Raw genomic sequence first — 12,333 nt, forward strand, 5'->3', positions numbered from 1 at the left:
CTCGCTGGTGAGCGGCCAGGTGCACTACTCGGGCATCCTCTACGAGAACGGCACCTTCGTGGACGACTGCCTGGTGTACTATCGCAGCAACGACCACGTGATGATGGTCGTGAACGCGTCGAACAAGGACAAGGACTTCGCCCACATCAGCAAGTACGTGGGCAAGTTCAACTGCAAGCTCGAGGACATCAGCGACTCGGTGGCACTGCTCGCGCTGCAGGGGCCGAAGGCGGAGGAGATCCTCGCGAAGTTGACCGACGCGGACCTCGGCGCCATCAAGTACTACCACTTCACCGACGGCAAGGTCGCCGGCGTGGGGCCGATGATCATCTCGCGCACCGGCTACACGGGCGAGGACGGCTTCGAGCTGTACCACGACGTGAAGGATGCCCAGAAGATCTGGGACGCCATCATGGCCACCGGCAAGGTGCAGGCGGTCGGGCTCGGCTGCCGCGACTCGCTGCGGCTCGAGATGGGGATGGCGCTGTACGGCAACGACATCGATGACACGGTGACGCCGCTCGAGGCCAATCTCGGCTGGCTCGTGAAGCTCAAGAAGGGCGACTTTGTAGGGAAGGCGGCGCTCGAGGCGCAGAAGGCGGCCGGCGTGCCGCGCAAGCTCGTGGGCTTCACCATCGCCGACAAGGCGTTCCCGCGGCACGGGTACCCGGTCTTCGTGAACGGCCAGCCGAGTGGCACGGTGTGCAGCGGCACGATGAGCCCGTCACTCGGGCTGCCCATCGGCACGTGCTATGTGCCGACGGCGCACGCGGCGGTGGGGAACCAGGTCGAGATCGAGCAGCGCGGCAAGCGGGTGACGGCGACGATCACGGAGATGCCGTTCTGGAAGCACGGAAGCCATAAGTAAGCGACGGTCGACGGCAGACGGTGGACGGTAGAGATGCCGCCCACCGTCTACCGTCTACCCTCTACCGTCCACCGTCCCTCTCCCCCCATGCGAGTCCTGATTACGCTCACGGACGTGGAACCAGCCGTCCGGTTGAATGCGATCCTGGAAGGCGTCCCCGACGTCGAGACGTTCGTCGTCTCGCCGATGGATGACCTGCCGGGCGCGGTGCAGCGCCACCGTCCCGATGTCATCGTCTTCTCGGGCGCGCTGCTCGATGCGCAGACGGTGGCGATCGTGCGCGACCAGCTCTGGCTGGGGACGGCGATGGTCGGCCTGGCGGACGTCGGGGATGCGGGGCTCGAACTGCGCCTCAAGCAGATTGGCTTCAGCGAGGTCATCACCAAGCCGGTCGCGCCGGAGGAGGTGGCCCAGACCGTGCGCCGTCTCCTCGACCGGCATCGCCTGGCGATGCTCACCGGGCTGTGGGGCGAGAGCGACGCCGTGCGTGAGGTGCTGGTGCAGGTGGAGCAGATGGCGCCGGTCACGAGCACGGTGCTGGTGGAGGGCGAAAGCGGGACGGGGAAGGAGCTCGTCGCGCGCGCCATTCACGCGCTCAGCCCGCGGCGCAACAAGCCCTTCATCGCGGTGAACGTGGGGGCGCTCCCCGAGACGCTGCTGGAGAGCGAGCTCTTCGGCCACGAGAAGGGGGCCTTCACCGGGGCGGCGGAACGTCGCATCGGGCGCTTCGAACTCGCGCACGGCGGCACGATCTTCCTCGACGAGATCGGCGAGATCCCGCAGAGCACGCAGGTGAAGCTGCTGCGCGTGCTCGAAGAGCGGCAGGTCACGCGGGTGGGGGGCACGCAGGCCATCCCGGTGGATGTGCGCGTCATCGCCGCCACCAACCGGGCGCTGCGGGAGCATGTGGCGCAGGGAGAGTTCCGCGCCGACCTGTATTATCGCCTGAACGTGCTGCGCATCTACCTGCCGCCGCTGCGCGAACGGCGCAGCGACATCGGGTTATTGGTGCGTCGTTTCGTGCACGAGTTCGCCACGCTGCACGAGCGCGAGTTCCACGGCATCAGCGGCGAGGCGATGGACGCGCTGGTGAACTACGCGTGGCCCGGAAACGTGCGCGAGCTGCGCAATCTGATGGAAAGCATGGTCGTGCTGGCGCACGGCCGAGAGATCGGGCTGGCGGACATCCCGCCGGGGATCCGGGAGGGCGGCGCCGACCGCCTGCTGCCGATCCCGGTGGGCGCGCTGCTGCGCGAGGGCGCCAAGGCGGACGGGCGCGAGCTCGAGTTCATCGTGCGTTCGCTGCTGGAGCTCAAGATGCAGGTCGAGGAGCTGCGCCGCCGGGTGGACGAGGAGCGGACCGTGCTCCAGCAGATGAGTGGCACCGACCCTCGGCTCGTGGCGAGCCTGGTGGGGGCGGGGCCGGGGATTGAGCCCCCCGGGCTGGCCCGTCCCAGCAACAGCGTGATGATCACTCCCGGGATGACGATGGCCGAAATCGAGCGCCTGGCCATCGAGGCCGCGTTGCGTGAAACGCGTGGTAATCGTCGAAAAGCAGCGGAAATCCTCGACATCGGCGAGCGGACGCTGTACCGCAAGCTGAAGGAGTACGGGGTTCCGGACGAGCTCGGCACGACGGAAGAATAGTCCGTCGGGGGCTGGCGGCTGGCCAAAAATTGAACAGTTTGAGGTCCGACCGGGGGCTCCAGCGTGGGTGCCCCCCGACGTCGGGCTTCGCGTGCCGGTAGGTGTATCGTTTTGTTGCAGTTTCCTTCGCGCGGGTGGTAGATGTGAGTCAGTCAGCGCATTCCGATGGCCATCCGGTGATTGCCGGGACGGTGCTGCCCCTGCAGCGCGCCGAGGAATTGTTGGCTACGTTACATAGCGTTATAAGCGTGCGGATCGTGCCGTCGGAGAGCGGCGGGGTGGACACGATTCACGTGCTGACGACGGGGGAGACGACGCCGAAGCAGATGGTGCGCAATGTCGAGAGCGCGCTGATGGCGCATCTCGGCATGCGGGTGGACCATCGGAAGGTGAGTGTGGCGACGACGTCGGCGCGGCCGACGCCGGGCGGCGGGATTTCGGGCGAGAGCGTGGCGGCGGCCCTGGCGGCGGCGCCGGTGCCGGCCGGGGCGGCGGCGAAGTCGGCGGCGGTGCCGCCGGGCCGGACGATGTATTTCGAGGACGTGGAGATCCGCGGCTCGCGGACGAAGGGCGTCGGGTGCAAGGTGACGCTGCGTCGCGGCGCGGAGGTGTTTGTGGGGGAAGCCGAGGGGTTCGAGAGCGATCGCAGCCGGGTGGATGTGGCGGCGCGCGCGACCCTGGCGGCGATCGCGAAGGTGGAGGGTGACGACCACCGGCTCAGCCTGGAGGGGAGCAAGGTGGTGGAGGCGTTTGAGCGCGAGTTCGTCTTCGTGGGCGTGACGGTGCGGATGGGGCGCGAGAGCGCGCTGATGACCGGGAGCGCCGAGGTGAAGGACAGCGCGGAGACGGCGGCGGTGCTGGCGGTGCTGGATGCGACAAACCGTTGGGTGGCGGGCCGGGCGGGTTAGGCCGGACTGTTGCGCGGCGGACAATAGAAGGTGGGGTTCCCGTTCCCGCTGAGCGAGAAGAGCTGAGCGGTACCGGTGCACTTGTGCACCATGAGCGAAGCCGACCCAAGCGGCAGCACGGTCTAGCGAGCGCTAGCCGTGACTCTGTGGAAGGGAGGTGAAACTCAAATGCTGTCAATCATGACGTGGTTCTTGGGCGCTCTGGCGGATACTCTGACTTGGGGCTAACGGAACTGGGCTGGGGACGGGACCCTCGCTTCACCTGGTACGCGATGTGAACTCGATAACGAGACGAACCCAACAGTATGTCTTGGCGGTCAGCGCGGTTACGCTGCTCGCCACGGTACTTGTCGTCCGTAGATCGAATGTTTGGGACCACGCAGACGCTATTGCGGCGGCCTTCTTCTTCGCCTTTGGTTTGCTGGCGCAATTTCTTGGCTACAGGCGCGGAGCTGGTAGGATTGGGACGATTGCGTTCCTTCCGTATCTCTCAATCGCCGCGCTTGCTCCCAATGGAGCCGCGCTTGCCTGCGTCGTGAGTTCCGTGACTATCACGGAGATTATCGCTCGGCGCGAACCCATAAAACTTCTTTTCAACGTCTCGCAACATCTACTCGCCGTTGCGCTAGCGATACTCGTCTATACCGCGCTCGGAGGCGAATCGTTGCTGAAGTCGCAACTGAACATCGTCGCGTTCATCGCGATGTTCGCGACTTACATGACGACAAATCGCTCAGTTGTAAGTGGCGTTCTTTCAATCGTAAACCGTACTGCATTCAGGCGAGAACTCTACGTCGCATCAAAAAGCACGCTCGTAAATGATGTACTGGCGTTTCCTCTTGTCTTGATCTTCGCCGTGATGTACGCCCGACTGGGCTATACGTGGTCCGCCCTGCTCGCGTTGCCGATGGTCGGTGTGAGGCAGCTGTATAAGACGGTCTTCGATCTTGAACGAATCAATGAAGAGCTGTTGCAGCTAATGGTCGCGGCCATCGAAGCTCGCGATCCGTACACTTCAGGGCACTCTCAGCGGGTTGCACGGTATAGTCGAGTGATCGCACGCTTGGCGGGCCTTAGTGCGCGTAAGGTTGAGCAGGTTGGCACGGCGGCGCTCCTACATGATGTTGGAAAGATCCATGAAGAATTCGCGCCGATCCTCAGAAAACCGGGTCGACTCAACGATGTGGAATTTGAGGTGATGAAGACCCACTCGGCTAAAGGCGCGACGCTAGTTGGGAAAGTTACGCACTTCTCTGAGCTCATTCCGATGGTGCGAGCACACCACGAAAAATGGTCTGGCAAGGGTTACCCGGATGGACTCGCTGGTGATGAGATTCCACTCGGCGCGCGCGTCATCACTATAGCGGACACAATTGACGCGATGACCACAGCGAGGCCCTATCGACCCGCGCGAACCCTAGACGAAGTGCGAGAAGAGATTTCACGGATGTCTGGGATTCAATTTGACCCACGACTCTGCGATGGGGTGCTAGAGGGGAATAAGTGGTCTGAGCTTTGCCTCGAAGTTGAGATCGCCGCGCGGGAGTTCCCTGCAGATGGCAGTCATGTGGACATGGAAGACGCTAGGTCGCAACGTCCGTCGATGGAGTTCCCGACGCACTGAGCCCAAGTAAGGCTGCCAAAGCTCCGGGAAGGGGCAGGGTATCGCGGCGGGCATGTCGCACATACCACTGAACAAACGCGACAGCTGCCTCCGAACCATGCACGCGCGTGATGCCATCCGCGTACGCAATGGCGATCACATCGGGTCCCGAGTGGCGAAATAGCTTGTCTCTGACTGCATCGATAGCGCTCAGACACTCGAGGATCACTGCAGTGTCTTGGTCATGTGATGCCACGAGCAACGCTGCAGCCATGCTCATGTACTGAGCGCGACGCCGACCCCTCGCAATGATCTCCGCGGGTCTACTTACTAGCGAACGAGCTTCGTCGAATCGACCTAGCAGACAGTAAGCAAGCGCGCGTGTATCCAACGCAGACTGCTGCCGAAAGGCGCCGCCCAGCACCTTCGGGTGATCCGTGACGTCGTGCGTCAACCTTATCGCCTCTTCGTAATCTCCGTAATCCAAGTGCACGCCCGCCATGAGGTCGGCGATCGTCGCACGGGCGTGAGGACGCTTGTGGCGATCCGCAATCTTCGCGGCTTGCGCGAGACGATCAAGCGCGACATTGAGCGATCCCATACGTCGCGCTGGGTAGTGGGCAAACTTGAGAGCGTTGATTACTTCGGCGTCGTCTTGCGACTCGCGTGCCGCGCGCAGCAAGCGACGCCCCGCCTCCTCCGCCTGATGCAATTCGCCAATCGCAGTCTCGTAGATCACCCGACCCTTGAGGAATGCAATCTGATCAAGGTTGGTCTGAGCACCGATTTCCCGCATGAGCTCGAAGAACCACGAGATGCCATCTGCATCTAGCCCATTGTCGGATGCTGCCATGCCGAGGACGGCAGATGCAAGACGAATGCTTGCGGAGAGTTGTTCGTCCGTCGCTAGATGGCGGAGTTGCGAGACCATGGTTGCCTCATCGGTTCCCAGCCACCACTCGGCGTTCAAGCGTGCAAGGTCGAGGCTGCCGATCTGATCCGGGGTCCAAGGCAGATCCAAGCTTCGCGTTCGCGCGATGGTGTCGAGCACGTCCGCCCAGACTTCCTCTGTCTGCTGCGCAAGCATTCTTCCTTGAAGCGCAGCATGGGTGGCGGCTGGACTAGATGCATACTCCACTGCGGCTTCATAGGCGTTGCTGGCGTCTGACGCCGCCCCGGTGCGCATCAAATACTCCGCACACCGCATCATCGTCGCATACGCCAGCTGCTTCTCGCCGCTCTCCTGGTACAAACGCGCCGCGTCCCAGTAGATCTCGATGCCGCCGTCCGACTGGGCGTCCGCCTCGAGCACCCGCGCCGCGCTGACCGCCAGGCTGCGAAAGACCCCGGCGGTCATCCCGTGCCGCACCCGCTCGGTCCACAGGTCGTGCGGCGCGAGCGGCTGCCCGGGCTCCGAGGGCAGCGCCAGCATGTCGTCCAGCTCCCCGAACGGCGTCACGAGCCACGGCGCCTCGACGCCGAGCACGCGCTCGACGCGCGGCAGCGTCGCATGCTGCCCAAGCAGCGCGCAGGCCTGCAGCAAGCGCAACGCGTCGCGCGACAGCGTGCGCACCTGCTCGTCGATCAGCGTCGCCAGGTCCGCGGGCATCGTCGGCGACTCGCGATGCGTCGTGTGCTGGTGCACGAGATGCCCGAGGAAGAGCGGGTTCCCGCCGCTCACCGCGCCAAGCCGCTGCGTCACCTCGTCGAACTCGCTCTCGCTCACCGTGCCGACCGACCGCGTGAACTCGCGCATCTCCTCGTCCGTCAGCGGGGCGATCCGCTCCTGCGCCGCCCCGAGCAGTCGCTGCGCTGCGCCGTCGTCGCGCGTCGGCACGCGGCGCGCCGACAGGATGACCGCGAGCTTGACGTGCGGCCGGCTCTCGAGCAGACGCGCCATCATCAGCAGGGTGATGGGGTCCGCCCACTGGGCATCGTCGACGAAGATCGCGAGCGGCGCCTCGCCCAGCACCGCGTCCATCAGCTCGACCCACGACAGGTAGACGGCGTACTGCCGGCCGCGCGCCTCCTCGGGCTCCAGCGGCTCCTCCCCGGTGTCGGCGCGCCCCATCTGCCGCATGAGCGTCAGTGCATCGGGATCGGCGCCAAGCGCCCCGGGCGCTTCGAGCAGGTGCGGCAGCAACTCGGTGAGCAGCGCGAAGGGACGATCCTCGTACGACGGGCGCGCGCCGCCGGCCACGACGCACCAGCCGGCCATCCGCGCGGCGCGCGACATCTCGCGCAGCAAGCGCGACTTGCCGATCCCCGGCGGACCGACGAACCACTGCACCGTGGCCTCGCCGCCACGCGCCAAGGCGAGGATGTCCTGCGCCCGCGCCAGCAGGTCATGCCGCCCGATGAACGGCGCCGACGTGGCCGTGACGCGCCGCCCGGTCGTGTCGGTCAGCTCGGAGATCCGCCGGCGCAGCATCCGCGCGGGAAGGCCGATGACACGCGCCCGGTCGCCGATCTCCCGCAGGTACGTGTCGAGCACTTCGAGCGCGGCGTTCTTGGCGCCGACCATCGCCAGCGCCTCCGCGCGCGCGAGCGTCGCCTCCTCGTTCAGCGAGTCGCCCTGCAGGCACATCAGCGCCCAATGCTCCACCTCGCGCCACCGCCCCTCGCGACGCGCCAGCGCGATGCGGTGCAGCGTCGCCTGCCGATACTGCGCCGCGAGGCGCGCGCGCAGCTGGTCGAGCCACTCCGCGAGCCGGCTGCCATCGGCCGGCACAAATCCGGGCAGCACGCTCGCCACGCGCTCGATGTCCGCCGGCTCCGCGCAGAACGGCCAGTCGTGCCGCAGGACCGCCGTCAGGTCGCTGTCGACGACGTCGCGCTCGAGCCGCACGTCGTCGGTGCGATCATCGAGGTTCAGCCCCGCCTTCCGCAGGCGATAGAGCGCCTGCCGCAGCGAGTGCCGTCCCGCCGCGTCATCGCTTCCGGGCCAGAGCAGCTCGATCAGCTCCGCGCGCGCAATCCGCTCGCCGCAGCGCTGCGCGAGCAGCAAGGCCAGCGGGAACAGCATCCCGTGCTCAGGGACGAGCACGAGCGTGCCGAGCGTGACTTCCGCCCGGCCGAGTCCGCGAACGACGAGCTGGACCGCTTCGTCCTGAGCCATAGGAGGAATGGATGAGCCAGCGTCACAGCCGCGTCATTTTGCCTCGGGCCGAGGCGCGGCGACAGGGGGGAGTGCGCCCCGTCTACCGGAGATTCAGGATCTTCTCGACCCCGACGCCCTCGGCTTCCGCCTGGAAGTTGAGCACCAGGCGGTGGCGCAGCACGCTGAAGGCGATCGCGCGCACGTCGTCGAGATCGGCCACCGGCCGGCCGTCCATCGCCGCGCGCGCCTTCGCGCCGAGCACGAGATACTGCCCCGCGCGCGGGCCCGCGCCGAAGGCGATGTACTTGCGCACCATCTCGCTCGCCCCCGGCTCGCCGGGACGCGTGCTGCGCGCCAGTTCCACCGCAAACTTCACCACGCTCGGCGGCGCCGGCAGGCGGCGCACCAGCTTCTGCATCTCGCGAATCTCGTCGGCCCTGAGCACGGCGCGCAGCTCCTGCGCCCCCGCGCCCGTGGTGGTGCTGACGATCCGCTCCTCCTCGTCCTGCGTGGGATAGCCCACCCGCAGCTCGAACATGAAGCGGTCGAGCTGCGCCTCGGGGAGGTGGTACGTCCCTTCCTGCTCGATGGGGTTCTGCGTGGCGAGCACGAAGAACGGCTCCGGCAGCGGATACGTGTTGCCGGCCACCGTCACCGTGTGCTCCTGCATGGCCTGCAGCAGCGCGGCCTGCGTCTTTGGCGGCGCGCGATTGATCTCGTCGGCGAGGACGATGTTTCCGAAGACGGGGCCCTTGGAGAACTTGAACGAACGCTTGCCGGTGCCGTGGTCTTCCTCGAGCAGCTCGGTGCCGGTGATGTCGCTCGGCATCAGGTCGGGCGTGAACTGCACGCGCGAGAACTGCATGTCGAGCGTCTCGGCGATCGTCTGGATGAGCAGCGTCTTGGCGAGCCCGGGCACGCCGATGAGGAGGACGTGGCCGCCCGCGAGAATGGCCGAGACCATTGAGTCGACGATGTCGTGCTGGCCGATGATGCGGCGGCCGATTTCGTCGGCGATCTGCCGGTGCGCGACCTTGAGGCGGTCGAGGAGTTCTAAGTCGCGAGAGTCCGTCATCAGGGCGTGTGGTGCAGGGGCACAGGCACAGTGTGGTGCAGGGTGCAGGGAAAACTAGGGGCGCCGCATCCGTGTGGAAGGGCGCCCGATCAAATACGCAGTGGCGGGAAAATCGTTCAGCGCACGGCGAAGGTGACGCGCTGCTCCTGCGGGTAGTTCTGCGAGACGAGGCGCGCGACGGCGGTGTAGCGTCCCGGGGCGGGGGACTTCCACTCCTCGTTGAACGAGAGGGTGTCGTCGCTGCGCAGCACCTTGTTCTGGAAGGCGGCGGTGAAGAGCCGGCCGTCGCTCCAGCGCCAGACCTGGCGGCCATGCTCATCGAGGACGGCGATGTCGTGCGTCATCCCGTCCTTGAAATTCAGTTCGACCTTGCGATCGCCGCCGTTCGTGACGTGCAGCTGGAAATGGACGGCGTCATCGACGCGCACGTCGAGCGCGGAGGCGACGGCGGGGCCCTTCTTGTGTGCGGTGTGCGAGCCTGACGCCGACTCGTTGGTGCGCGAACGCGTGCACGCAAAGGCGAGCACCGCGATGACCAGCAACACGAAAGAGACGCGTCCGTTCATTCTCTTCGCCAAAGGGGCGAAATATTTGTGATCCCCGCTGTCAGGGATCTTCCATTTCCGCCGTTCAACTTACTGACACCTTGACGATCCGTCAAACGGCTGGTAACAGTCCAAGTCGCGGTGTGGTAGGCACTTGGTCAATCGGTCATCTTGACCGAGTGCAGCGCAGGTCAGACGCTGACACTGGCCCCGGATGTGTGCTTCCCGGCAAGGCGGGGGCGGGTGAGTTGTCCACGCGCTTCTGACGGGTCGGGATGTGCGCTATGAGAGGGAAACACCGGTTTCCCGCAGCGCGTTTCGCTTGCGAAAGATTTCACAAGCGGATAATCTTCAAGGCTGTGGCGAGTGATCCGAAGGAGACGCGAAAGCGTGCCGAAACCCTGTTGAATCAAGGGGCTTTCGGGTCCGGCCCGTTGACCCAGTTCATGGGGCTCGGGCTGCAGTTCGTGCTGTCGATCCTCCTCTTCCTCTACGTCGGGAAGTGGGTGGACGGGAAGCTCGGCACCTCGCCCTGGTTCATGATCCTCGGAGTCTTCACCGGCGCCACGGCGGCTTTCTACAGCATGTACCGCTCCCTGAAAGCAGTCGAACGTCGGCAAGAGGAACAGGACCGGCTGGAGAAAGAGGGAAAGTGAAGCGCATCCTCGCCTACGCGGGGCTGTCGCTCCTGCTGATCGTGGGGCTGGCCTGGCTGCTCGCTAAGCTATGGCCCGACCCGATGGCGCAGCAGGCGGTCTGGTTCTCGGCGGGCATCGCCCTCGGCATCCAGATCATCGGCTTTCTCTTCGTCCGCGTCATCGTGCCGGCGCACGTCATTGCCGGCTGGGGCGCGGGGATGCTGCTGCGGTTCCTGACCCTGGTACTTCACGCGCTGATCGGCGTGCGGCTCATGGGATTTCCTCCCGCGCCCGCCCTGCTGAGCCTGGCTGCGTTCTTCTTCGTTTCCACGCTGATCGAACCCGTCTTCCTCAAGCCATGAAGTCTGGATTCCTCGCCCTCGCGCTGACCGCTGCCGTGTACGCCGCGCCGTTGGCGGCGCAGGAGCCCGCGCCCGCCGCCCCGGCTGCGCCGTCGACCGATGTCATGCAGACGGTCGCCGACAAGCAGAATGAGAAGCTCCAGCACGGCGGCGCGATTGCGCCGGCCGAGGGGGCACCGGCACCGAAGGCCGAGGGTGCGGCGAGCGCGGAGAAGGCCGACATCATCACGCCCCACATCACCGACGGCAAGCATATGGAGCTGCCGTGGCTGAACGCGGCGCACGGCTTCGCGAAGGAAGTCACGCTGCCGTCGGGATGGCCGTCCTTCGACGTCCCGCTGCCGATCATCGGGCTGTTCCACGTGGACACGTCGCCCACCAAGCTGGTGGTGATGCTGTGGGTCGTCGCCGCGCTGCTCATCGTGGTGCTCGTGGGCGCGGCGCGGGCGCATCAGCGCCGCGCGGCCGAGGGGCTGCCACCCCGGGGGCTGGCTGGCGCGATCGAGGCGATGGTGCTGTACATCCGCAACGAAGTCATCCTCCCGAACGTCGGGCATCACGGCGAAGGCTTCGTGCCGTACCTGCTCACGATCTTCTTCTTCATCCTCTTCGCGAACCTGCTCGGCCTGATCCCGTACATGGCGACGGCCACGGGCAACATCGCGGTGACGGCGACGCTCGCCATCCTGACCTTCCTCGTGGTCGAGATCGCCGGCATGAAGGCGCTGGGCAAGGGCTACATCAACACGATCATCTTCTGGCCGCAGGACATGCCGTTGCTCATGCGGATTCCGATGTCGATCATCCTGAGCCCGGTGGAACTGCTCTCGAAGTTCACCAAGCCGTTCGCGCTGGCCATCCGTTTGTTCGCCAACATGACGGCGGGGCACATCGTGGTGCTGGCGCTCATCGGCCTGATCTTCACGTTCCAGAGCTGGGTCATTGCGCCGGTGCCGGTCGTGATGGCGGTGGCGATCATGCTGCTGGAGCTGATGGTGGCGCTGGTGCAGGCGTTCATCTTCACGCTCTTGAGTTCGGTGTTCATCGGCTTGGTGAGGGAGTCGCATCACTAGGCGACTGATGGCAGATGGCAGATGGCAGATGGCCGATGGCTGATGGGCGGGGCTGGCATCACCCACCAGTTCCGATGGTAGCCAGGCAACTACTGGCGAGTTCCGCTGGGCCCCGGGGTCCGTTGGCGGATGGTGGCGGGGAGACCCGTTGCGGGTGCTGACGCTGTACCACTTCACGAATCAGGAGTAACGACGATGATGTTCCCCCTGTTGCAGGCCGCTGCGGCCACCAAGGAGTACATGGGTGCGTGGGCGATGATGGGCGCCGGCATTGGCGCTGGTCTCGCCATCATCGGCGCCGGCCTGGGCATTGGCCGCGTCGGCGGTCAGGCCGTTGAGGGCATGGCCCGCCAGCCGGAAGTCGCCGCCAAGATCCAGACGGCCGCGCTGATCTTCGCCGCCTTCATCGAAGGCGCCGCGCTGTTCGCCGTGGTCGTGACGTTCCTTATCCAGAGCAAGTTCTAGGCAGCCTGGCGGCCCGCACGCCCCGGGGTGTGCGGGCCCGCCGACCCCT

The 12,333-nt window shown here is 65.7% G+C and carries 11 protein-coding genes; 8 read left to right on the forward strand and 3 right to left on the reverse strand.

Annotation, left to right across the window (positions count from 1 at the left end):
* The 4 genes from gcvT to VGJ96_00440 all read left to right on the forward strand — a co-directional run.
* A partial coding sequence (gene gcvT / locus VGJ96_00425; protein HEY3285564.1) for a glycine cleavage system aminomethyltransferase GcvT occupies positions 1 to 868 on the forward strand: 868 nt, incomplete at its 5' end.
* Between the two features lie 87 nt (positions 869 to 955).
* Positions 956 to 2,515 (forward strand): sigma-54 dependent transcriptional regulator, encoded by a 1,560-nt coding sequence (locus tag VGJ96_00430; protein HEY3285565.1) that lies wholly within the window; start codon positions 956 to 958, stop codon positions 2,513 to 2,515.
* A gap of 143 nt (positions 2,516 to 2,658) precedes the next feature.
* Positions 2,659 to 3,423 carry a hypothetical protein gene (locus tag VGJ96_00435; GenBank protein HEY3285566.1) on the forward strand — a complete coding sequence of 255 codons (765 nt, stop codon included), beginning with the start codon at positions 2,659 to 2,661 and terminating at the stop codon, positions 3,421 to 3,423.
* A gap of 274 nt (positions 3,424 to 3,697) precedes the next feature.
* The gene (locus tag VGJ96_00440) at positions 3,698 to 5,047 is read left to right on the forward strand and encodes an HD-GYP domain-containing protein (protein ID HEY3285567.1); all 1,350 of its coding nucleotides are present in this window, start codon (positions 3,698 to 3,700) and stop codon (positions 5,045 to 5,047) included.
* Here the strand turns inward: VGJ96_00440 and VGJ96_00445 are convergent.
* From VGJ96_00445 to VGJ96_00455, 3 genes are all read right to left on the reverse strand, one after another.
* Positions 5,007 to 8,144 carry an AAA family ATPase gene (locus tag VGJ96_00445; GenBank protein HEY3285568.1) on the reverse strand — a complete coding sequence of 1,046 codons (3,138 nt, stop codon included), beginning with the start codon at positions 8,142 to 8,144 and terminating at the stop codon, positions 5,007 to 5,009. The genes VGJ96_00440 and VGJ96_00445 overlap by 41 nt on opposite strands.
* 82 nt (positions 8,145 to 8,226) lie before the next feature.
* Entirely contained in the window at positions 8,227 to 9,201 is a 975-nt protein-coding gene (locus tag VGJ96_00450; protein HEY3285569.1) for a MoxR family ATPase, read from the reverse strand.
* A gap of 116 nt (positions 9,202 to 9,317) precedes the next feature.
* Positions 9,318 to 9,767, reverse strand: a complete 450-nt coding sequence (locus VGJ96_00455; GenBank protein ID HEY3285570.1) for a BsuPI-related putative proteinase inhibitor — start codon at positions 9,765 to 9,767, stop codon at positions 9,318 to 9,320.
* Between the two features lie 413 nt (positions 9,768 to 10,180).
* Between VGJ96_00455 and VGJ96_00460 the strand changes: the two genes are divergently transcribed.
* The 4 genes from VGJ96_00460 to atpE all read left to right on the forward strand — a co-directional run bounded on the left by VGJ96_00460 (position 10,181) and on the right by atpE (position 12,284).
* A complete protein-coding gene (locus tag VGJ96_00460; GenBank protein ID HEY3285571.1) occupies positions 10,181 to 10,402 on the forward strand; it encodes an AtpZ/AtpI family protein in 222 nt (73 codons plus the stop codon).
* On the forward strand, positions 10,399 to 10,746 hold the full coding sequence (locus VGJ96_00465; protein HEY3285572.1) for a hypothetical protein: 348 nt from the start codon (positions 10,399 to 10,401) through the stop codon (positions 10,744 to 10,746). Before VGJ96_00460 ends, VGJ96_00465 begins: the two co-directional genes overlap by 4 nt.
* Entirely contained in the window at positions 10,743 to 11,819 is a 1,077-nt protein-coding gene (atpB, locus tag VGJ96_00470) for a F0F1 ATP synthase subunit A (GenBank protein ID HEY3285573.1), read from the forward strand. The genes VGJ96_00465 and atpB overlap by 4 nt, the downstream gene beginning before the upstream one ends.
* A gap of 195 nt (positions 11,820 to 12,014) precedes the next feature.
* Positions 12,015 to 12,284 carry an ATP synthase F0 subunit C gene (gene atpE, locus VGJ96_00475; protein ID HEY3285574.1) on the forward strand — a complete coding sequence of 90 codons (270 nt, stop codon included), beginning with the start codon at positions 12,015 to 12,017 and terminating at the stop codon, positions 12,282 to 12,284.
* The last annotated feature ends 49 nt before the right edge of the window (positions 12,285 to 12,333 follow it).

Source organism: Gemmatimonadaceae bacterium, from assembly GCA_036504815.1.
GTDB lineage: Bacteria > Gemmatimonadota > Gemmatimonadetes > Gemmatimonadales > Gemmatimonadaceae > PNKL01.

Excerpts from the sequence above, each read along its gene's own strand:
- VGJ96_00430 (HEY3285565.1), top strand. The coding sequence starts at position 956 with ATGCGAGTCCTGATTACGCTCACGGACGTGGAACCAGCCGTCCGGTTG.
- VGJ96_00445 (HEY3285568.1), bottom strand. The coding sequence starts at position 8,144 with ATGGCTCAGGACGAAGCGGTCCAGCTCGTCGTTCGCGGACTCGGCCGG.
- VGJ96_00450 (HEY3285569.1), bottom strand. The coding sequence starts at position 9,201 with ATGACGGACTCTCGCGACTTAGAACTCCTCGACCGCCTCAAGGTCGCG.
- VGJ96_00455 (HEY3285570.1), bottom strand. The coding sequence starts at position 9,767 with ATGAACGGACGCGTCTCTTTCGTGTTGCTGGTCATCGCGGTGCTCGCC.
- atpB (HEY3285573.1), top strand. The coding sequence starts at position 10,743 with ATGAAGTCTGGATTCCTCGCCCTCGCGCTGACCGCTGCCGTGTACGCC.
- atpE (HEY3285574.1), top strand. The coding sequence starts at position 12,015 with ATGATGTTCCCCCTGTTGCAGGCCGCTGCGGCCACCAAGGAGTACATG.